Source organism: Amedibacillus sp. YH-ame10 (genome assembly GCF_053848885.1).
In genome coordinates, this window is record NZ_JBSPFA010000023.1 from 20,560 (window position 1) to 43,436 (window position 22,877).

Annotated in this window: 22 protein-coding genes; 5 read left to right on the plus strand and 17 right to left on the minus strand. The window is 34.8% G+C overall.

Annotated elements, in window-relative coordinates; genetic code table 11:
• The first annotated feature begins 14 nt into the window (after nt 1-14).
• The gene (locus ACWG42_RS10625) at nt 15-743 is read left to right on the plus strand and encodes a TrmH family RNA methyltransferase (protein WP_455792207.1); all 729 of its coding nucleotides are present in this window, start codon (nt 15-17) and stop codon (nt 741-743) included.
• 205 nt (nt 744-948) lie between these two features.
• Here ACWG42_RS10625 and ACWG42_RS10630 read toward each other — a convergent pair whose 3' ends face one another.
• The 4 genes from ACWG42_RS10630 to ACWG42_RS10645 all read right to left on the minus strand — a co-directional run bounded on the left by ACWG42_RS10630 (nt 949) and on the right by ACWG42_RS10645 (nt 3,100).
• Nucleotides 949-1,269, minus strand: coding sequence for a rhodanese-like domain-containing protein (locus tag ACWG42_RS10630; protein WP_455792209.1), 321 nt, complete (start codon nt 1,267-1,269; stop codon nt 949-951).
• A gap of 9 nt (nt 1,270-1,278) precedes the next feature.
• Nucleotides 1,279-1,623, minus strand: coding sequence for a hypothetical protein (locus ACWG42_RS10635; RefSeq protein ID WP_455792211.1), 345 nt, complete (start codon nt 1,621-1,623; stop codon nt 1,279-1,281).
• Between the two features lie 3 nt (nt 1,624-1,626).
• On the minus strand, nt 1,627-2,061 hold the full coding sequence (locus ACWG42_RS10640) for a peptidylprolyl isomerase (RefSeq protein ID WP_455792213.1): 435 nt from the start codon (nt 2,059-2,061) through the stop codon (nt 1,627-1,629).
• Nucleotides 2,062-2,125: 64 nt separating this feature from the next.
• Complete coding sequence (locus ACWG42_RS10645; RefSeq protein WP_455792215.1) at nt 2,126-3,100, minus strand: aspartyl protease family protein; 975 nt, start codon at nt 3,098-3,100, stop codon at nt 2,126-2,128.
• A 110-nt stretch (nt 3,101-3,210) separates the two neighbouring features.
• Here ACWG42_RS10645 and ACWG42_RS10650 point away from each other — a divergent pair, with 110 nt between their 5' ends.
• On the plus strand, nt 3,211-4,068 hold the full coding sequence (locus tag ACWG42_RS10650; protein WP_455792216.1) for a DUF4438 domain-containing protein: 858 nt from the start codon (nt 3,211-3,213) through the stop codon (nt 4,066-4,068).
• 47 nt (nt 4,069-4,115) lie between these two features.
• On the opposite strand, the gene ACWG42_RS10655 is transcribed toward ACWG42_RS10650, so the two are convergent.
• The 10 genes from ACWG42_RS10655 to ACWG42_RS10700 all read right to left on the minus strand — a co-directional run bounded on the left by ACWG42_RS10655 (nt 4,116) and on the right by ACWG42_RS10700 (nt 15,884).
• The gene (locus ACWG42_RS10655; RefSeq protein ID WP_455792217.1) at nt 4,116-4,811 is read right to left on the minus strand and encodes a Bax inhibitor-1/YccA family protein; all 696 of its coding nucleotides are present in this window, start codon (nt 4,809-4,811) and stop codon (nt 4,116-4,118) included.
• A 127-nt stretch (nt 4,812-4,938) separates the two neighbouring features.
• Nucleotides 4,939-5,382 (minus strand): YaiI/YqxD family protein, encoded by a 444-nt coding sequence (locus ACWG42_RS10660; RefSeq protein ID WP_455792219.1) that lies wholly within the window; start codon nt 5,380-5,382, stop codon nt 4,939-4,941.
• On the minus strand, nt 5,363-6,571 hold the full coding sequence (gene ilvA / locus ACWG42_RS10665; RefSeq protein ID WP_455792220.1) for a threonine ammonia-lyase: 1,209 nt from the start codon (nt 6,569-6,571) through the stop codon (nt 5,363-5,365). The genes ACWG42_RS10660 and ilvA overlap by 20 nt, the downstream gene beginning before the upstream one ends.
• 183 nt (nt 6,572-6,754) lie before the next feature.
• On the minus strand, nt 6,755-8,452 hold the full coding sequence (locus ACWG42_RS10670; RefSeq protein WP_455792222.1) for a hypothetical protein: 1,698 nt from the start codon (nt 8,450-8,452) through the stop codon (nt 6,755-6,757).
• Between the two features lie 160 nt (nt 8,453-8,612).
• A complete protein-coding gene (locus tag ACWG42_RS10675) occupies nt 8,613-10,304 on the minus strand; it encodes a proline--tRNA ligase (RefSeq protein WP_455792223.1) in 1,692 nt (563 codons plus the stop codon).
• A gap of 11 nt (nt 10,305-10,315) precedes the next feature.
• Nucleotides 10,316-11,542 carry a peptidase U32 family protein gene (locus ACWG42_RS10680; RefSeq protein WP_455792224.1) on the minus strand — a complete coding sequence of 409 codons (1,227 nt, stop codon included), beginning with the start codon at nt 11,540-11,542 and terminating at the stop codon, nt 10,316-10,318.
• An 8-nt stretch (nt 11,543-11,550) separates the two neighbouring features.
• A complete protein-coding gene (locus tag ACWG42_RS10685; protein WP_455792226.1) occupies nt 11,551-12,438 on the minus strand; it encodes a peptidase U32 family protein in 888 nt (295 codons plus the stop codon).
• Between the two features lie 72 nt (nt 12,439-12,510).
• Entirely contained in the window at nt 12,511-13,530 is a 1,020-nt protein-coding gene (locus tag ACWG42_RS10690) for an ankyrin repeat domain-containing protein (RefSeq protein ID WP_455792228.1), read from the minus strand.
• Nucleotides 13,531-13,740: 210 nt separating this feature from the next.
• Nucleotides 13,741-14,970, minus strand: coding sequence for an ABC transporter permease (locus ACWG42_RS10695; RefSeq protein WP_455792230.1), 1,230 nt, complete (start codon nt 14,968-14,970; stop codon nt 13,741-13,743).
• The gene (locus tag ACWG42_RS10700) at nt 14,967-15,884 is read right to left on the minus strand and encodes an ABC transporter ATP-binding protein (protein ID WP_455792231.1); all 918 of its coding nucleotides are present in this window, start codon (nt 15,882-15,884) and stop codon (nt 14,967-14,969) included. The genes ACWG42_RS10695 and ACWG42_RS10700 overlap by 4 nt, the downstream gene beginning before the upstream one ends.
• A gap of 142 nt (nt 15,885-16,026) precedes the next feature.
• Here ACWG42_RS10700 and ACWG42_RS10705 point away from each other — a divergent pair, with 142 nt between their 5' ends.
• Together ACWG42_RS10705 and ACWG42_RS10710 are read left to right on the plus strand one after the other, a co-directional pair.
• Nucleotides 16,027-16,242: a helix-turn-helix transcriptional regulator gene (locus tag ACWG42_RS10705; RefSeq protein ID WP_455792233.1), complete on the plus strand. Its 216-nt coding sequence runs from the start codon at nt 16,027-16,029 to the stop codon at nt 16,240-16,242.
• Entirely contained in the window at nt 16,242-17,138 is an 897-nt protein-coding gene (locus tag ACWG42_RS10710; protein WP_455792234.1) for a hypothetical protein, read from the plus strand. The genes ACWG42_RS10705 and ACWG42_RS10710 overlap by 1 nt, the downstream gene beginning before the upstream one ends.
• Nucleotides 17,139-17,148: 10 nt before the next feature.
• On the opposite strand, the gene ACWG42_RS10715 is transcribed toward ACWG42_RS10710, so the two are convergent.
• The gene (locus ACWG42_RS10715) at nt 17,149-18,399 is read right to left on the minus strand and encodes an FUSC family protein (RefSeq protein WP_455792235.1); all 1,251 of its coding nucleotides are present in this window, start codon (nt 18,397-18,399) and stop codon (nt 17,149-17,151) included.
• Nucleotides 18,400-18,548: 149 nt separating this feature from the next.
• On the opposite strand from ACWG42_RS10715, the gene ACWG42_RS10720 reads away from it, so the two are divergent.
• Complete coding sequence (locus ACWG42_RS10720; protein ID WP_455792236.1) at nt 18,549-19,214, plus strand: phosphatase PAP2 family protein; 666 nt, start codon at nt 18,549-18,551, stop codon at nt 19,212-19,214.
• A gap of 33 nt (nt 19,215-19,247) precedes the next feature.
• On the opposite strand, the gene ACWG42_RS10725 is transcribed toward ACWG42_RS10720, so the two are convergent.
• Both ACWG42_RS10725 and ACWG42_RS10730 read right to left on the minus strand, forming a co-directional pair.
• The gene (locus ACWG42_RS10725; RefSeq protein WP_455792238.1) at nt 19,248-21,839 is read right to left on the minus strand and encodes a cation-translocating P-type ATPase; all 2,592 of its coding nucleotides are present in this window, start codon (nt 21,837-21,839) and stop codon (nt 19,248-19,250) included.
• Nucleotides 21,840-22,058: 219 nt separating this feature from the next.
• On the minus strand, nt 22,059-22,805 hold the full coding sequence (locus tag ACWG42_RS10730) for an N-acetylmuramoyl-L-alanine amidase (protein ID WP_455792239.1): 747 nt from the start codon (nt 22,803-22,805) through the stop codon (nt 22,059-22,061).
• Nucleotides 22,806-22,877: the final 72 nt, after the last annotated feature.

Below are 22,877 nucleotides of genomic sequence, written 5' to 3' on the forward strand. Positions count from 1 at the left end.
GAAATGAGGACCATATGAGTACATATATCGTAGAAGGAAATATATCTGTAAAAGCTGTCTTAATGGCAGGCAGAAGAAATGTTACAAAAATCGTCGTAGACAAAAACAAGAAGGACAAGGATACCTCTTATATCTTACATCGTGCAAATGATAAGCAAGTACCCATTGAGTATAAGGAACGTGCAGAAATTGATGATATCGCGCAAGGTAATACACATGGAGGAATGCTTGCGTACTGTGAAGAGAGGCAGTTTCAAAACATTGACGATGTCCTAGATCAACCACAGCTCTTTTTAGCTCTTGTGGAAGGTATTGAAGATCCTTTCAACTTTGGCTATGTACTTCGTACATTATACGCTGCAGGATGTGATGGGGTGATTATCCCACCGCGAAATTGGACAAGTGCAGGGGATGTGGTTACTCGCGCAAGCGCAGGAGCTAGTGAATATATCAATTTATATGTTGCGCAAGATATGGCAGAAACCCTACGCTATTTAAAACAACACAAAGTAAACTTTGTATGTGCCCAACGAAGTGATGCAATTTCTTTGTATGATTACACATTCCCTGAACGTGTTTGTATTGCGATTGGTGGAGAAATGCGTGGTTTAAGTAAACCCGTCCTTCAAGAGAGTGATCAAAACTTATATATTCCCTATCGTGCGGACTTTAGAAATGCAATGACGGCAGCCGCATCAACAGCAATATTTGCATTTGAATATGTAAGACAAACAAAAGACTAATCAATATCGAATTAAGTTCGAAGATAATTATGTATATCGTTTCTGAAGTATTTCACTTTGGTTAACATCTATCTATCATATTTATTTAGGTGATAAACTTTATGATACAGATGAAAATATTCTTGATATGCTTTATTGAGGTTGTATTCTTATACAGATTCTATTGGTTTTTTGTACCTTCGAAATCATATAAAAAGTCAGTAAATTACTGACTTTTTTCTATATTTCCATTCCAATGAATAATACCACCAACATTATACACTTCATGATATCCCATTGCCTTTAATTTCATAACTGCTTTGCTGGCACGTTGTCCACTACGACAATATACATACGTTGTACTATCTTTATTTAATAACGTATCAGCTAGTTCTTCTAGTTGTGGCAAAGGAATCAATATAGCATTAGGAATGTGTCCTTCTATGTATTCCTCTTCAAAACGTACATCTACTAATTGTATCTTAGTTCCTTGTTGCATCTCCTGTTTAACTTCACTCATGTCTTTGTCAAATTTCTTAAAAAACATAGTCTACCTCTAATCCATGAATAAAAATCCAAAATAAATAAACAACATACTTATTAAATATGGATTGATTGAAAAGAAGGTTTGTAGTGTTGCTACAAACGGCATGGAAACCACACCCAATTGGATGAATACTAAGATGATTGTTAATACAAGTGCTAGTACCTTACGGTACACACTATGACTTTTCTTCTTACCGTTTAAAGTAACCCCAAACATAAACAAAGAAATATCAAATATAATCGTTAAAATGGTGTTTGTAATTTCTGAGTGTAAGTAGGTATTGATCAAATAAAAGAGCGTAGTAAATACGACCATAACCAATACAGGCATACCTAAACGTCTAGAATCGTTCATTTATTATTCCTCGATGATGACACGAGTCATTACATCGCCATTGCGCATATTGCGAACTGCACCCATATTGTCTGTCACTTTACCAAATACGGTGTGTACACCATCTAAATGTGGCTGAGGATCATGACAAATGAAGAATTGACAACATCCTGTATCTTTTCCACGATGTGCCATTGATAAACTTCCTTCTTCATGTTTATGTGGATTTCCAGCTGTTTCACAAGGAATTGTATAACCTAAATCCCCTGTTCCATTTCCATTTGGACATCCGCCTTGAGATACAAAGTGAGGAATTACACGATGAAATGTCTTTCCATCATAATACCCTTCTTTAATCAATTTCACAAAATTCTCCACTGTTTTTGGTGCTTCACTCGGATATAATTCAAAAGGCAACTCTGCCCCATTCTCTAAAACAAATTTTCCATGTAATATCATATATATCGTCCTCTCTATTTTTTATACTTCTAAAATATACACGAAATTCTCACAAATTTCAACATTAGGCAATTAAAACCATTTGCGCGCTGTTAATGATACGCATTCTTCTTCCCTTGCATATTTCATTGCCTAGTACTCCATCAAAGCTAAAGGAAGGAAATAACTTCGTTCTGCCACTCATCGTTTGATATAAATCAATCTTGGCTTTATCTAATAAAAGTGTACAGTGTTCTATTACTTTTAACTGAAGCTTTTCCATACCGTGTACCCCAAATCCAACACTATTCACTTCTTTGGAGCTTCGATAGTTGTGTAATTGAATTGCATCTTCTCCAATCCAACTCATTTTCGAACCACTATCAAATCCATAAAGTGCACTATTTCCATTTGGTAATTTCACAATAAAACATGGAAAGCTTCCTTTTAACATATTCGGATTTGGTACCTTCAATCTATTTTTTAACACCTTAAATTCTTTCTTGATATCATCAAGTTCAAAATCCAATTGACTTAAAATATCCCAACCTAAGATGCCATCAAAAGATAATAAATCAATGTTACCAAAACGCATAGAAAAATCAGAGTCTGCCAGTTCAATCATAGTACGATTACGATACTCTAAAGCACCAAATTGAAAGGATTCCATGACGACACCAGGCATTTCCTTTTGTGTGCCTCCAATAGAACCAATGGTGACTTTACCATTGGTTTTCCGTAACCCTAAAGTCTTTACAACCTGTTCCTTTACACCACTTATCTGTGCGCCTGTATCAATGATAAATCGATATTTCATATGATTCACATACACTGGAATCGTCAATAATCCAAATAGATTTCTAGATAAAGGCAACGTGAACTCTTCTTGATACATAGTTCTCTCTACACCATCTACTTGTGCATGTAGTTGTGCACTGGCCTTTTGAATACCGTTTAAAAATTCTTCACAATCTACAACGTCTTTAAAGTGTTCATATGTTTGCGCATCAATACATGTCGCGCCTTTACTTTTCACTTTGCATGCATGTCCAAATATCATAGCTTCACCTCGTACAAGTATTATATCATATCCTATGTGAATCTCCCGGGATTCTTGCTTAACTTTTATGGAAAAGACTGTTATAATGAAAGCATTCAGGAGGTTCGTATATGAAATTAAACAAAGATAAATTAGCCATCATTAGCGTGCAGGGAAAAGTAGATCATCCCGGTCTTGCGGCCAATGGATATCGCGTAGGATATGATGGGTATGGAAGAATTACAATGGGTACTGGTGGTATTACTTACAATTATAAAATTGGAGATTCTTGTATGGGGATTGAAGGAGACCACATTGAACCAGGAGTCAGTTTAAAGAATCCTAGTGATAAAGAAAATCATGCACTTATGGCATTTGCGTGTGTTGGTAATGAAGCCAAAATTATCAGTGGCGACGCAAAAGGAAAAACTGGATTTGTAACTGGAAAACACGGTGGTGTAGATCACGTTATGGTATCCTTTGATGAGGAAACCTTAGAAACTATGACATGTGATGATAAAGTCTTAATCAAAGCTTGTGGTATGGGATTAAAGTTATTGGATTATAAAGATATTCAGGCAATGAACATTGACCCTTCTTTATTAGAAAAAATGAATATTACAGAGAAAGAAGATGGAATCGAAGTCCCTGTAGTAACCATTGTACCCGCTGCCTTAATGGGGAGTGGACTTGGAGAAGCCAATATGATGATGGGTGATTATGACATCATGACACAGGATGCTCAAGCCAATGAGACTTATCACCTTAATGAACTACGTTTTGGAGATATAGTCGCAGTACAAGATCACGATAACCATAATGGACCACATTATTTAAAAGATGCTGTTTCTATTGGTGTGGTGGTGCACTCAGATTCCTTTACAAGTGGACATGGACCTGGACTTACCATTGTGCTAACAAGTAGAACAAATGCTATAAAACCAATCATTGATAAAGATGCGAATATCGCAAATTACTTAACGAAATAAAAACAAGGCTGCACTCATAACGAGGGCAGCCTATTTTATTGAAATGATTAATCTCTGTTTCCAAGGAAACGTAAGATATATAAGAAAATATTAATAAAGTCTAAATATAAATCAAATGCTGAGTAAATAGATAATCTTTGTAATGCCAATTCATCTTGTTCATACTGCATGTACAATGCTTTCATCTTTTGTGCATCATACGCAGTAATACCAGTAAAGATTAACAGACCAATCGCAGAGAATAACATTGTATCTGTACCAACATTTAAAAACATCATCACAATTTGAGTGATAATTAACGCAAACAAAGCGCCAATTAGGATAGGTCCTAATTTTAATAGATTCATTTTTGTCGTAAGACCAATCACCGCAAGACTTCCAAAATATACAGTCGTTACTAAGAATGCAAGTGCCAATGTACCTACGCTATAAACTAACCCAAGTACAGAGAATGTGATTCCTGTAAGTGCTGAATATAATAGGAATAATATTTTCGCACTTGTTGGAGACATCTTCATAATTCTTCCAGCTAATGCAAATACCAATCCCAACTGTGCAACAATCATAACGATTGGTAGCATAGGAATACTGAAAATAAAATCAAATGTTCCTGTAAATGTTACTAACATTGCCACTACTGTAGTGACCAATAAACCTATTGTCATCCAACCAAATGTTCTCGCAGCATGTCTTTGTAAAGATGTTGTATAGGCTGGTTCAAAATAATTTTCATTTTGTTTCATATCAAATACCTCCTTATTTCTATATTATTATAGTATACTTCCTATCATTATCCTAGTATTTTGAAAGATTTTCGCAATTTCCCATATTTTTTTACAATATCTATCTTCTATTCCTTAGATTTCAATTTTATTTCTCTAATTTTTCCAATAATATCGTTTCTAACGCATCCATAAAATCAATATCTGCTTGTGCAGTTCTTTTAGGAATATGTCCATATTGTTTATGTTTTCGCATTTTGGCATGTTCATGACGGGATTGAAGTAATTGATCCATGTTGCCTTCATGATAACGGAGTCCATTCTGTGATAAAGGAATCGCTCCTTTGGCTAGGGCTAAACTAGCAAGTCCATAATCCTGAGTGATCACGATATCACCAGCATGAACATGTTTCAGTAATAAGAAATCACTTTGGTCTTTTCCTTTATCTGCCATTAGTAAAGTTGCGTAGGGTTCATGAAAGATATGAGATGTATCACATACAAGGATTACAGGCACTTGATATTCTTGCGCCATATCAATTGTTTGCCCCACAACTGGACAACCATCCGCATCAATTAGTATATGAAACATGTTCAACATTATGTGGTTCAAAACCATTCTCTTTCAGGATTTGCATGACTTCATTGATGTGTTCTTGGTCGTTTGTTTCTATCACTACACCTACACGACATTGATTGAATAAAATACCATTTTGAATACGATTGTGATTAACAGAGATAATATTAGCGCCTGTTCTAGAAATCAACTCTAACATTCTAGATAAATTTCCTGGTTTATCCATTACATTCATATTGATAACAGCTTTTCTACCTGTTTTGATCAAACCTAAATCGATAATTTTAGAAAGTAAGTTTACATCGATATTCCCACCAGACAATAACGCTACACATTTACGGTTACTTAAATCTAGTTTGAACATAGCTGCCGCAACAGAGGTTGCGCCTGCCCCTTCTGCCACCATTTTCATCTTCTCTAACAATGTCAAGATAGCCGCAGCGATTTCTTCTTCACTTACGGTAACGACTTCATCTACGTATTTTGTACATAGATCAAAAGTAAGTGTGCCTGGTGTTTTTACTGCAATTCCATCCGCGATTGTAGATACATTATCTAATTGGATAATTTCATGTTGTTCAAGTGACTTCTTCATACTTGGAGCATTTTCCGATTGTACACCAATGATCCTACAATTCGGTTTTAAAGTCTTAATCGCCATGGCGATACCACTAATAAGTCCACCTCCACCAATCGGTACAATCACCGTATCTACATCTGGCATTTTCTCAATAATTTCAAGTCCAATTGTTCCCTGTCCAGCGATTACATCTTCATCATTGAACGGTTCGATGAATACTGCTCCTGTAATTTCTTGTAAGTTTTTTGCGTACTCATAAGCATCATTAAACGTATCCCCTTGAAGTTCCACATTGACACCATAACTTCTAGTAGCTTCTATCTTAGATAAGGGTGCAGTCTTAGGCATAACGATAGTACCTTGAATCCCCATCTTCTTACAAGAATACGCAACCCCTTGTGCATGATTACCAGCACTTGCGGCAATTACACCCTTTGCTTTTTCTTCATCACTTAAATTAGAAAGCTTATAATATGCACCTCTTAACTTAAATGCTCCTGTAGATTGTAAATTCTCTGCCTTAATCCAAAGATTATCGTGAATCTTTGTAGCATGTACCAAAGGTGTCTTTGATATGATATTTTGTAGTGTAACATTTGCTTCTTGAATTTTATAGAACTCCATGCAATTATCCTCCTATATTACTATAACCATTGTACAATGTTTATTTCATAAAATAAAGATGAATTTCTACTAATTAAGAACATTTTCACGCATATGTTCATAAATCAAAAACACTTAATCATGAATTACATAATTTTTCCTATATAGAGAAAAAGATTGAAGTCCGAGACTTCAATCTTTAGATTAATCTTTTTCGATGAACTCTAACAATTCTTTAGCTGCTTGATTGATACCATCACGGTTTTCTTTATCAAGACCTAAGTGTGTATAGATTTCTCCAATATATACATTGTCTTTTTCCAATGCTTTAAACATTTCATGAATCAATGGTTCACATACTTCTTGTTGTTGCATAGGACCAAATGGATTCGCAAAGTACGTAGTAGAAATACCAACTTCTTGTGTAGTTCCTTTTGCCATACGTTTACCTTCTTTGCATGTTTCTATGGCTGTATCTACATCCAATCTAGACATACCGATTTTATCATCATAGTTATTTGCGTATGCAAATAAGTCAATACGATGATTCATTGCTACAACTTCATATGGTGCAGCAGGTGTAATAACACGAGCGTTGTTACTTGATTCTGGGTTCATGAAGATAGAACGGTCCATATCACGGTAAGGTGTACCTGGATCCAAATCATCTAGACGAATGAAAGCACCAATTTCTGTACCCTGTCCATAAGGAACGCCATCTTCTAAGTGAATTGTTCCCATGTCATCAAATACGATTTCGATGTCTTTGATAACATCTGCTCCGGCAATTTTCAATGCTTCGATAGATTCTGATTTACCTGCACCAGAGTCTCCCATCAACATGATACCTTTGCGTTTTCCACTCTTTAAAGTAATGTTTACGAATGCACCATGGATTGGTAACCAACCCTTTTGCATCATACATACATTGTGAAGTGTTAAAGACATTTTCTTCATGTATCCGAAATATTCGATACGTTCGTTGTAGCTTACACATCCTACCCAAACATTGTCTTCTGAATCATAATGGAACGTTGTCGCATCTTCTCCATCTTCGTTACCAAACAATAATACAAGGTCTGGTTTTTTACGACATTCATCTGCATTTGCTAGTTCAAATAGGTTTGCTAGAGAAACTGCAGAAGAAATGAAATCACGATGGAAATAAACGAAGGCTAATAAAGAACCAATTTTACATGGATAACAGAACCATTCATCTGCATTTCCAGTAAATTTTTCAATTGGGTTTACATCCACTTCTTCAAACATACCAGTACGTTTGTTTGATTTTGGATGAAGGATCATTGGAGTACGAAGTAGAACACTTTCTACGAATTCGATTTTCTTCAATGCATCATATTTTTTAGATAATTTTGAGTTTGCATGTTTACGTACCGCAATACTTGCATTTGTACCTGCTTGTAATTGACGATACACACGATTCTTACGTCCCATGATTTGTTCTTCTAAAGAACGATATACGGATAAAATCAAGGAATTGAAACTTGAGTCAGTCCCTACAAAGCTAATATCCTGTAATGTATTTCCATCCCCTGCAGAGATTACAGAGAAACGCTGGTGATTTTTCCAAAAGTTATAAGCTTCTTCTACAAATTCTAATAGTTTCGCTTTGTCATTCAAATATACAGATTCTAATTCATCCACATTGAACACACGTAATAAACGGAACAATTTTAAAATTTCAAATGTTGCCTCTCTCGGTGTTTTCCCATCAATTGCAAAATTATATAAATCTTCGTCGTTATGTTTTAGAAATTCTAGATAGTTCTGGATATAGTTACTGAATGTTGAGGAATTCAACAACTGATCTCCTGAGTGTGCAAAACCTGCACTATAGTTTACGATTGCCAGTTGGTTATTTAGATATAATGTCTCTTTCATAAGCTTTCTCCTTTCAAACTTGGAATGAAAATAAAGTCATCTAAACCTTATCGGATACCATTATACTATAAAAAGAAAAAATAAGAAAGAGATTTTTGTAATATTTTCATAAAATGTAAATATTTTCATTTTACGCATATCATCTTTCTTATTTTTAACTTTATTTTAACTTATTGAAAACGTATTCAGTGATTTCATTTAGTGAAATGTTTTCATTTTCACTTGCTGTACGTGCTCTAAATTCAACATTTCCTTCGCTAATTCCACGACCTACCGTAATACGATAAGGGATACCAATGAGTTCCATATCTTTGAATTTTACACCCGGACGCTCATTACGATCATCGAGTACTACATCAACACCTGCTTTTTTCAGTGTTTCATACAACTCATTCGCAATACGAATTTGTTCTTCATCTTTCATAGACACAATGACAATAGCTACTTGAAATGGCGCAACAGATAAAGGCCAAAGAATTCCAGACTCATCGTTATGTTGTTCTACGATACTTGCCATACAACGTTCTAAACCAAATCCATAACATCCCATTTGTACTGGATGAAGGGTATTGTTGGCATCTAGATATTCTAGACCAAATGCTTCTGCATACTTAGTACCAAGTTTAAAGGTATTCCCAACTTCAATTCCTTTACAGAATTTTAGTGGTGCACCACAGGTAGGACAAACATCGCCTTCATGTACTTGTGCAATATCCGCAACACTCTCAACGCTAAAGTCTTTAAGGTTTACATTTTGAATGTGATGATCACTTTTATTTGCACCTACGATAAAGTTTTTCATATGTGTAACTTCACGATCCATAATGATTGGACATTCCAATCCAACAGGACCAGCAAATCCAACTTTCGCATGTGTTACACGTTCTACTTCATCAAAGTTTGCTAATTCCATTTCATTAGCTTTTAATAGTTTTAACACTTTTGTTTCATTGAGCTCTCTAGTCCCCTTCAACAAGAATGCATATGTTTTTCCATCGACACTATAAATTAAGGTTTTTACGAAATCATCTTCTGATTTTTTGAAGAATGCCGCAACATCTTCAATTGTTTTCGCATTTGGAGTTTCTACGGTTTCCATCTCTAATGCTTCTTCATCACTATCTTTTGTCGTATCGATTACCTCTGTAATCTCTAAGTTACTAGAGAAATCACAGTGATCACAAGTTACCACAACATCTTCACCAATTTCTGAAATGGCTTGGAACTCTTCAGACAAAGAACCACCCATCGCACCTGTGTCGGCTTTTACAATCTTATAGTTCAATTCACAACGATCCATTATATTCTTATATGCATTGAACATCTTCATATAAGATTCATGAAGTCCATCTTGATCCACATCAAAGGAATACGCATCCTTCATGATAAATTCACGTACACGAATCAATCCATAACGTGGTCTTGTTTCATCACGGAATTTTGTTTGTATTTGGTATAAGTTATATGGGAAATCTTTGTAAGAACTTCCCTTCATCATTGCTGCAATCGTAAACAACTCTTCATGCGTTGGACCTAATACATAATTCTTTTGGAAACGATCTTTTAGTGCGAACATGTTAGAACCGAATGCTACTCTTCTTCCTGATTTCTCATACATCTCTTCTGGGATTAACGCAGGCATCAATAGCTCTTGTGCACCAGCTAGATCCATTTCTTCACGTACAATATTTTCAATCTTGTGTAATACTTTTTTCCCCATTGGCATGATCATATAAATTCCACTACTACTCTTTTTAATCATCCCACTACGTACAAGTAGATTTCCACTTGTACTATCTTCATCTTTTGCATTTTCTCTTATGGTATAAAAGAAACTATCTTTTAATTTCATAACGTTCTCCTCTAGTATATATCTTTACGATTTTTCTCCATTACTTTACGTATCATGGCATCTTTTTCCATACGACATGGTACGACTGTTTTAATAATTTGCATTGGTGTTTTTGCGACATCCATTTCGTTTCCTTCTTGATCATAGATTTTATCGAAGGTGAATGCCGTGGTTGTGATACTTGGTCCAAATACTTCCGCTTCAATAAAAGGCTTGAAATTGTTTCTAACTTCTAAAGTAGCCATTCCACTTTCTTCCTCATAATCCACAACATAGGCAATGAATTCTTGCGTAACACCTGCGCCATTGACACCATACAAGTTTCCTGTTGGCTTAGGCAATCCTTCATAGAATCCAACCCCAGTGGGTCGATTTTCTGCCTTTGCCAGTTCATTATAATACCACTGCATACGCTTATCACTCAATCGCCCCTTTTCATAAATTTCATCAATCAAGGTACGATATGTTTTGATTAGTGTCGCTATATAATAGGAACTTTTCATACGGCCTTCAATCTTTAAAGACGCAATGTTTGCCTCTATCAAATCAGGAATATACTTCGCAGCCATCATATCCTTACTAGACATGGAGAACAAATCTTGATCATCATGCAATTGACGTTCTCCCTCATATAAACGATACTTCCAACGACAACTCTGTGCACACCCTCCGCGATTCGCATCTCTTCCTGTCATGTTGTTGGATAACACACATCTTCCAGAATAAGAGATACACATACCTCCATGAATAAATACTTCAAGAGGAATATCCGTATGTTTAGCAGTTGCTTGAATTTCTTCTAAGGTACACTCTCTTGCAAGTACCACTCGATCCATTCCTTTTTCTTTCCAATACTTCGCACAAGAAGAATTGGTAGAAGAATGTTGTGTACTTACATGCACTTCTAATTTCGGTGCGTATTTTTTTGCGGTTGTTGCAATATAAGGCGATGCGGCAATGATTGCCGTAACACCCACTCTTTCCAGTTCCATCAAATATTCTTTTAACCCGTTCAAATCTTCTTCATGTGGCAACATATTTACAGTTACATGCACATGGGCACCATGTGCTTTCGCAAACTTTACCCCTTCTTCAATATCTGGGATATCAAAGTTACTTGCACGAGAACGCAAAGAAAATTGTTTACCACCCAAATACACTGCATCTGCACCATATAAAACCGCAATCTTTAAACGTTCTAAATCTCCAGCTGGTGCTAGTAATTCAATTTTCTTCATATGTTCACCTACTTTACTTTACTTGTCTTTGTATAATAGAAGCCATGCGTCATGTGATCTTCTGGATACTTCTCACGCATTTCTTCATATGTTTTTCTTCCATTTCTTGTTCCATTTAAAATCTCTTTGTAATATCCTATCATTTCACATACATAATCGATATCATGAAAGATTCCATCAATTCGCACATGTTGTATCCCTGCTTCACTTAAATCCTTTATTTCATCAAAGGAAGAAAGTGTAAATCCAGTAAATACATGCGTACCTAAATCATCTTCTATGATTGGCATATGTTCATCTCTTGTTTCTTCCATAATATATAAATCGTGTTTATCTTTAATGTCTTCGCTCTTTCCAAGGAAATCGAGATAATTCGACAATAAATGACGTTTGCTATGCATCATATTCAATCTTCCATGAATGATCACTTCACAGTTTCCTTTTACATTTCTCGCAATTTCGCATATTTCATGTAATGTAATTTCTTTGGATATGGTTACCATAGAAATACCTTCATCAAGATAATATTGCACATCTTCTTTATTGGTAATGAGTGTATCTGGATTGTATATCAGTTTATGTTCCATATGAAGTTTCTTTGCCTCGTAAAGAACACCCTCATCTCCATAATAGATACCATCTACATCCAACTCTTTTAAATAGGCTAGATGCTCTCTTAATAATTCCAGTTCATCTTCCATAAAGAAACGATTTACAAGTACATACATGTTCATAGATTTCTCAGCACTCAACTTACGAATGAGACCAAGTTCCTCTACATCAAAATATGCAGCTCCTCGTACAGAAAAGAATGGAGTCGCAATAACAAGAGCGTCAGCTACTTCATGTAGTTTTGTAATATCCTCGATTGTATAAGGTGTCGTAATAAATTCCATGAAGCACTTCCTCTCTTTCACATAGTTAATATTATATAATAATATCGTACTTTAGGGTAGCGTAAATTATCGTTATCGCTTATAATTCGTATTTTCTAGTGGTAGTGGTTTAGGATTTGATAACACCCACTTGACCATAAGCTCACTAAAACGACGAAATTGGCTTTCTTCTCCCTGTTTCTTTTCGATCGTTTTTAGTAATACAGTGAGTTCTTCTTCCTCCTCTTCTTTCAAAGGAGTGCCTTGCGCAAGATAGGAAGGCATTGATTGTATCATCATTTTATAGTTTTTATCCCAATTGCTAGCGCCATTATCTAATATTTCATAAGACACTTTACCTGAAATACGAATTACTTCTCCTTGAATGGTACTCGCATGTCCACTACTAGGAACTAACAATTGCCATAATTCTTGATATTGGGATTGCCATTTCGTTGAAGATACTTTGATATCTGCTATTCCATCATGCAAGACACGAGGGGCAACAGGTTCTACATCAAAGATTTCATATAATTTAGATAAAGTTTGCTTCATCTCCACATAAAATTCATTTGTTTCATCTACATGAAATTCAAAGTCTTCTCCATTGCGCTTCACTATATCTTTCATTGCTTGTGTCATACATGCCCCATGATCCAACAAATAATGAATACAAGCAATCGCTTGTTCACTATTATAAAGACACATTCTAGACAGTACCTCTTCTAAAGGAGTATTATGAAATGTTTTTCCTTTTAAATTCACATCTGCACCTAATGCAATAAGTTCTTTTATATGCTGTAATTGTTGATACATTGCAGCATAATGAAGTGGACCACATCCTTCATAATCTAATGCATGAGGATTGGCTCCCAATTCCACAAACAACAAAAGATTGCTATGTTCCATCGTTGCTTGATAATGAAGAGGTGTCTTTTCCCATCGATCAACATAATTGATATCATAGCCCTGCTCCAATACAAAATAACACACCAAGTCGTCACTTAGACTAGGATACGATAGAATCGTATTTTTTGTAAAGGTATCATAAGCGTTCACTTGGCACTTCGCCATACGTTTTTTTACTTCTTCTTCATTTCCTTGTTCTAACAATTCTTTTATATCATTTGGAATCGTTTTACGTTTATTGCTTTTTACAATGTTGTTTCTTCTTTCTTTATTTCCACAACAGGTGTTTGCTTTTGTTTCTTAAATATATCAAATATTCCCATATGTTTACCTCACTATACATCCCTATTATATCGTAAACCATTCTCCCATACCATAATTTGACAAAAGAAAACGCTCCGAAGAGCGTCTGTATTAGTTTTTATGTTTTAGCAATTTAAGAACTTGTTTAAATTTGAAGCTGTTTCCATAAGACAAGGTACCATGACGATATAGTTTCGCCCCTAAATATCCCATCAAGAATGTTGATGCGATTAGAATTGCAGCAGATACTACAATCTCCCATACTTCTACACTACCCATCGCAACTCTTGCGAACATTGCCATACAAGATGTAAATGGCAAATAAGAAACAACAGTTGATAGAAGCGTTCCTGGGTTCATCATAACGGAGAAGAAAGTTAGGAAGAATGCAGCAATAAAAAGCATCAGAATCGGAGCAATTGCTGCAGATACATCTTCTACCTTGGAAACCATAGAACCTAATGCTCCAAAGATAAAGGAATAGAAGAGATAACCAAAGGTTCCAAATACGGAGAATGCAAGCAACACATTTACTGGGATGTTGAATAAGAAATCGAGTGAATGATTCCATATTTCAGCATTTGCTTGATACGCTAGAACACTAACACCTAACATTAAGGTTACTTGTAAGATACTTGCTACTGCTCCTGCAAACACTTTTCCAAAAATTAGGGCATTGGTAGAGGTACTCGTTACCAGTATCTCCATAGAACGATTTCCCTTTTCACTTGCGACATTTGTTGCGGTCAATTGACCATAGAACATGATAACAAAGTATAACGCAAAGATTAAAATATACGTATACATATAATTTTTTACACCATCTTTACCAAGGATGACCGTTTCTCCTTTTACAGATGAGGTAGCGCTTTGTAAAGCTTGCTCAGGTGTAAGACCCATATCACTTAACATCTTTATTTTATATTGTGTGTTCATGATTGACTCTACGATATACCCTGTATTGTCACTCATAGAAGAGTCTAAAATTAAATATTCGTACGCACCATTTTCTTTGATATAGATACCTGATTGTAAATCTCCATCCTTGATATCTTTTTTCATATCTTCTATAGAAGCAGGCTTAGTAATCGTTGCCTTTGGAAATGCATTTTTTAACATTGTTTCATCGCTAAACAAACCACTTGGATCATATAATCCAATTTTTCCTGTAGTTTGTGAAACATTGTTTCCACCTTCCTCAGAACCCCCTATATCCAAGAAGCGAGGCGCAAACATGACAATCATTACAATTGCACAAATCAAAATTGTAGAAACACGATACCATTTTCCCTTAATAAATCCTGAAAACTCAAATTTAAATACATTTAAAAATCGTTTCATGCTTCATCACCTGCCTTTGCAACAAAGATATCGGTAAGAGAAGGTTCATATACCATAAACTTTTCAATATCAACATCTTTCTTCATCAATGCGGATAATACATCTTGTTTCTTGACATCTTTTTGTAAAGCAATGATAAGTGTCTCATCTTTTACTTCACTTTCTTTGATTAAGTTAGATAGTTCCTCACTACATAATTTTTTTAGTTCTGTAACACTATGATTCAAAGAGCTAATCACTAACCGATCGTTTCCAAACTCTTTTTTGATTTGTTTCAGCTCTCCATTTACCACAACATTTCCACGGTGTACAATAACGATGCTTTCACAAAACTCTTCTACATAATTCATTTGATGAGATGAGAAGATAACCAATTTCCCTTCCTTAATCAATTCTTGTACTACTTCTTTTAACACCTGTGAATTGACTGGGTCAAGACCACTAAATGGTTCATCAAGAATCACGATATCTGGATCACACATCAATGTTTGTGCAAGTTGTACTTTTTGTTGGTTTCCCTTCGATAAGGTATCTAACTTTCTTGTTTCATATTCGCTGATTTCTAAACGGCTTAACCATTTCTTTAAGTTGATTTTTGCCTCTGCTTTATTCATCCCTCTAAGTGCAGCTAGATACAACAATTGTTCATCCACACGCTTCTTAGGATATAAACCTCTTTCTTCTGGTAAATATCCAATCTTATAATCTAAAGCTTTGAAAGGTTTTCCATCCATTGTGATTGTTCCTTCGTTTGCTTTAAATACATCCATTAAGATACGAATGGTTGTTGTTTTACCTGCACCGTTTCTCCCTAATAATCCTAATGCTTTTCCACTGGATATTGAAAAAGAGATTCCATGAAGTACTTCGTTATCTTCAAAACTTTTCTTTAATCCCTTGACTTCAAGATTCATACATCATTCCTCCTTAGATGTCCTCATTATAGTACACTCTCCTTTTAAATGCAATATATACTTTACATTTATCACATATATATTGCAATTTGTATTGCTTTATAGGGTTGCCTCCATTATAATATAGGTAAGGAGTGGACCTATGAAAAACATAAAAATCAAGATAGCTCGTATGGAACTTGATATGTCTCAAGAGGAACTTGCAGAAAAAGTAGGTGCCACTAGACAGACTATCGGACTCATCGAAGCTGGTCGTTATAATCCCTCTATTAAATTATGTATCAATATTTGTATTGCGCTACATAAACGCCTAGACGATTTATTTTGGGATGAAGCATATGAGAAGGAGGAATTATAATGAAAGTATCACTTTTTGCCGATTTAAGGAAGTATAGTAAAACAAAAGGTATCTTGCCATTAGATGAACGGCAGATGGATACCTTAAAGGATATGTATTTAGAGCTCGCTAAATCCGTCATTTTAGGATTTATGGTACTCATGATATCGTATGGGTATATGGAAATGGCTGAGGAAAAAGTAAGTATTCCATATTTATCTATAGCTATGTGTGTGTTAGGGGCGATTACCTACTATTATACACTTCGCGTTTGTTATCGAAGTGTGGTGGGTTTTGATTCTAACTTTGAAGTATTATTGATTCCAGCATTTGCATTTACCCCGTTTATATTTTTTCATAGTATTTGGATTATATTGGATTTGTGTAATATCACAAAACATTTCTACGTATATTTAATTGTTTTCTTATCATTACCAATCTTGTTCCTACTTGTGTATGCAGGAGCCAATAAAGCATATCAAAATGGTAGAAAGAATATAGAAAAAGAGATCAATGAAGGAGAACTTCATTTCACCTCCCGGAAATTGATGGTAAATAATATCATCGTATTCGCAATCGTCTTAAATTTTTTACCGATTTCTTATGAATTTTATTTTAAATTTGGTATTGTAGCTGGTGCGATTCTTCTTCTTTATAATATTTATATTTACGGATTCCAAAATCCTAATAACGTGTATATTCTGAATGAAGAAGGGATTGTATACCATAAGGCACTATGGGGGAAAAAAGGTGGTATCATTAAGTATGATGATATCAAAGATATAGTACAACAGGATACTTTCAACATTGGGTATTCAAAAGATAAAATATGTATCATTTGTAAGGATGGTAAGAAAATACGTTTATACCCAGAAAATGCATATCGTTTCTGTGTAGAAGTGAAAAACAATATATAAAAATTCCCTACTATTGTAGAGAATTTTTATTATGTGATGTCGTATGCAAGAGTTTATGAAGTTGTCGCATAACATCCTTTGGTTGTTGGACATGATTAATATCACATAGTGTTTGAAGCTGAGATTCATGTTGATGGTGTACAAGATGGAGCACATGACGATTGCTTGTTCTTTGTAGTTCTTGTTTAAGCTTTGTATAATCTGGTACTTTGGTGACAAACAATTGTACATAATCACGCTTTTCATTGATGTACATATGTACATCATCATATGGTTTATCGATAAGTTCTTGAAGTTCTTTCTTTTGATCTTTACCTTTTATAATCATAAGTGCAAGTACTTCTACTTCTTTAGGTTTGTTTCCATATACATAGTTTTCATATGGTTGTTTACGTGCTTGTTCGTAAAAGGTTTCTTCTAAAGCATGTAGATGTTCATAATAGATATGCATGACATTATGGACTACACAATATACAAAGACATCTCCGTGCTTCTTTAACTCATGAACCATAGATTCATATGAACTCTCTTCAAAAGTTCTATAACAATGATAACTTTGTTGTTGGATGTTATAAAGTGCTGCCCCATTTAGAATGAGTAATGGATTTTGCATATGCATCCCTTGCATGCTAGATAATATACTTCCAGGTGTTTCTTTACTAAATATCGCCAAAGATGCACCTCGTTCCATAAACTGATTCCATTTTATTTTATGATAGGAAGAAATCCCCTCTTCCTTTTCCAATAATGCAAAGTCCACAACCATCAAACTATCTTTTTGTTTCCCATAAGGAATATGTACACAGTTTATAAGGAGTGCCACAAAGATTCCAATCAACGTATCCATGATACGATCTAATGCAAATAAATATGGGTTCACATCCATTGCATGAGAAACACAAATACTCATAAATACAACGCAAGATATATAAGAAGCATTCGTTTTCTTCCATAACACTGTAATATAAATAATAGGTATGATCATAAATGCAATTAAAGCATATTGTATGAATATGAAATCATGTGGGATATATGCTTTCTCAAAAGCTAGGACAAGCATTCCTATAAATCCCCCAATCAGGGTTCCTTCTACTCGATTACGAGCCACTTTAATGGTATTGGATGTACTTTGTTGGACACAGAGAACGGCTGCTATACAGGAATAAAAAACAATGCCTTGTTCCCCACGCAACAAATAGATGACAAAGCATAAAAATACAGCAAGTGATGATTTTAATATACGCTTTCCTATCTTTGGCATATTGATTCCTCCATTTTTTTAATTATAGGCGCATATTAGTAAAAAGTAAACCTTCCATACAATGTAAGTGTTTCCATAAATAATCGATTAAAAAAGGTTTTAAATTTTTACTATTCGCGTTATAATAAACTGAAAAAAGGAGGGCATATATGATAAAAAATACAATGAAATGGATCAAAGAACACCCACACTGTAGGCTGTTAGGGTATTGGATTTTCTATCTCATCTATTTCTTTTTATTGGAGAGAATTGTCGTCGCTAAATATATTTTATATTCACCGATCGATGCGCATATCCCATTCTTAGAAATCTTTATTATCCCCTACGCCCTTTGGTTTCCCTTATTGGCAGTATCGCAAGGATATTATATGTTGAAAGATCATAAAGAATTTCAAAATCTTTGTTTCTTCATGTTTACAGGAATGAGTATTTGTTTATTGATTTATACAATCCTTCCAAATGGATTAGATTTGCGAGTGGATCATTATCCAGATAATGTATTTGCAAACATAGTATCTATGTTACAGGGATTTGATTCCCCTACCAATGTATGTCCATCCATTCATGTTTCTACCACATTGGCCATTCATCTATCCGTATTACGTTATAAAAACTTTAAACATCCTCTACTAATTAAGGGCTCTACTTCCATCCTTTCCATTTTGATCATCTTATCTACGATGTTTTTAAAACAGCATTCAATTATCGATGTTGTCGCAGGCATCCTATTAACCCTTGTACTATATCCAATTACGTATCATACAAATTGGAAAAAATTATTTCAACATACGTTCATTCGAAAGTATTTGAACTAGAAAGGCATCGCCACAATGACGATGCCTTTTCTTTTACATATGTTTCAACATTTTTACAGATTGAATAATGAACGTTGGTGCAAATGCTAAACCATAGATCATTAACAATTGTTCTAATGTGATTGTTGTTACAGAGAATAAAGAATGTAATGCAGGAATCATAAGAATACATGTTAAGAATATAAATCCTATACAGAATGCCATAATGGAATACTTATTAGAGAAGAATCCAATACGGTATAAAGAACCTTTACTACGACAGTTAAAGCCATGGAATAATCTAGCTAAACACAATGTTGAGAATGCCATCGTAGTTGCGATTTCCCAGCTTACTTGTAATCCTAAGAAGTAAGAAATCATAGTTGCTATTGCAATCAAGACACCTTGGAATCCTAATTGTTGCATCGTATCTTTGGTTAAGATTCCTTCTTTTGGATCTCTTGGTTTTTCTTTTAATATATCCTTTGTAGAATGTTCCATACCAATCGCAATCGCTGGTAAAGAATCGGTAACTAGATTGATAAATAATAAATGTACTGGAAGGAATGGTACTTTTAGACCTAATAGAGAAGCTGCTAGAACACAGATGATTCCAGATAAGTTACCAGATAATAAATAGATAATACTATTTTTTATATTCGCATAAATATTACGTCCAGTAGCTACTGCTTTTACAATGGTCGCAAAGTTATCATCGGTTAGAATCATACTTGCGGCGTCTTTACTAACTTCCGTCCCTGTAATACCCATTGCAATACCAATATCCGCTTGTTTCAAGGCAGGAGCATCATTTACCCCATCTCCTGTCATCGCGGCGATATTGCCTTCTTTTTGCCATGCGTTTACGATACGTATTTTATGTTCAGGAGCCACACGTGCATACACTGTGATATGTTTCAAACGCTGCACTAGTTCTTCTTCACTCATTGCGTCTAATTCTCTTCCATCTACACATTCATCTCCATCTTTATAGATTCCTAGAGATGTCGCAATACTTTTTGCGGTTACTTTATGGTCTCCAGTAATCATCACTGGAGTAATTCCTGCACGTAGACAGTTTTCAACTGCTACTTTACTTTCTTCACGTGGTGGGTCCATTAAGGAAATCAATCCAAGGAAGGTTAATTGATCCTCATCTTCTAATGTGATTTTTTCATCATTGACATGGCGATATGCAAATCCTAGAACACGCAATCCATGTTGTGCAAACTCCGTATTTTTATCTAAGATTTTCTTACGATCGTCTTCCTTTATCTCACGAATTCCATCACTCATTTGAATATGTGTTGCTTTGCGTAAAATTTCATCACATGCCCCTTTTAACATAAGTGTTAAATTTCCATCAATCTTATGCAAAGTAGACATTAACTTACGTTGTGAATCAAATGGATTTTCATCAATACGTGCATATTTCTCACGCAATTTCAATTCATCAATATTATATACTGCAAGTAGATCCACAAGTGCTAACTCTGTTGGATCTCCAATTCTTTGGGTTTCTGTTGTTTGTGCATCGGTACATAAACCAAAGCCTAACATCATCATACGATCTAGTGGCATTGCCTCATTCATCGTTTTCGCATCAATCAATTCTTCATTGCGATATACATTGATTGCGGTCATCTTATTTTGTGTTAAGGTGCCTGTTTTATCACTACATATAACACTAACACAACCTAAGCTTTCTACGGAATTGATATTCTTAATAATGGCATTTTCTTTAGCCATTTGAGAAGTACCCATTGCAAGTACAATGGTAACGATACTAGCAAGTGCTTCTGGAATTGCCGCTACCGCTAACGCTACCGCAAACATCATTGCATCTAAGACATTATTCCCTTGCATTATATTTAAACCAAATACAAGGATACAAATGGCAATAATCGCAACACTTAACTTCTTACTAAAATCATCAAGGGTTCTTTGAAGTGGAGTCTTACGTTCTTTTGTGGTATTCATAAGTGTCGCAATTTTACCAATTTCAGTATTCATACCAATAGAAGTAATTACTACTTTACCACGTCCATAAGTTACCAATCCACTTGAAAATACCATATTTTTCTGATCGCCGATACCACTTTCTTCTTCGATCACTTCAATTTGTTTATCAACACTTTCTACTTCTCCGGTTAAGGCACTTTCATTCACTTGTAAAGAGAAGCTATCTAAGATACGTCCATCCGCACCTACAACATCTCCAGCCTCTAACAACATGATGTCCCCAACCATCAACTCACTACTGCTTACTTCCATAACTCCACCATCACGAATTACACGTGTATGAGGAGTGGATAATTGCTTTAAGGAATCCAAAGATTTCTGTGCTTTAATGGTTTGTACAGTTCCTAAAATTGCATTCATCGTGATAACCGCAAGGATAACAATAGTGCTTTCTACTTCTCCACTTACCATTGAGATAATCGCCGCAATAATCAAAATGATTACCAATAAATCTTTAAACTGCGTTAAAAATACAACAAGTGGAGAAACTGGTTTTGATTCCTCTAATACGTTTCTTCCATATTGTTCTCTTCGTTTTTCAACTTCACTACTACTAAGTCCTTCTAACGTAGTATTTAACTCATTGAGTATTTCTGACGTTTCTTTTTGATAATTTTGTTTCATATAAGATCCTCACTTTTCTTTACTGTGCATTTACTAGTCTTACCACTTTAACAAAATAAAAACGAGACTATATAAAAAGCACTACCTTTTTATAAGTCTCGTCATTTAAGAATTAGGCCAGAATAATAATATTCGGGATTGTTGACCATATTCGCACAATATCGTGCTGACTACTCCCTTATTGACTCTAAGTTTAACAGAAAAATCCTATTTTGTAAATTAAGATTTTTCTTTTTCTTTTAATTCTTCTTCTTTTTTTATTTCATCCAACGTTTTTTTAATACCTTCCGCAATCTTATTTGACATCTGTGTTTGGCTATAACCTTCAATTAAGTGACGTTGATCTATATCACTATTGATAAACCCTAACTCAAATAATACAGCAGGTACTTGATTATTTTGTAGCACATGCAATGGAGAAACATCTTGATCTTTCATTCCACGATTAAGTGAATATCCAAGTGTATCTACACTATCTAAGATATTCGTTCCTAATCTTTCTACCTCTGCTTTATCAAATTGTCCCCATACCTCATATCCATAAGAGCCATAATCTACTTCTTCTGAATTCACATGAATGGACACAAAGAGCTTCGCTCCACTATTGTTGGAAACTTTTGTTCGATATCGTAAATCTCCCATCTCTTCATCTGCCCAATCAACATTATCACTATCGCGTGTATAAGACACTTTATATCCAGCAGATTCTAATTGTTTTCCTATTTGAAGAGTAACTTGCAAGTTGATATCTTTTTCATATAAATCACCAGAAACACATCCACTATCAAACCCACCATGTCCTGCATCCAACACTACATCCACCACTTCTTCATCAAACATATCCGCAAGTAATGGAATTCGATCTTTGAACCCACACAATGTTATCAAAAGAACAATACAAATCACTTCTATAGATAGTAATACTTTTAGTAAGGGAGAAACTCTTTTCTTTCCTTTTGTTTTCACTTTGTTCCTCCTCTTCTATAACGTGTTTCTATTATATCAAAATCTATTTCATATGCGTGCATTTCTTAACAA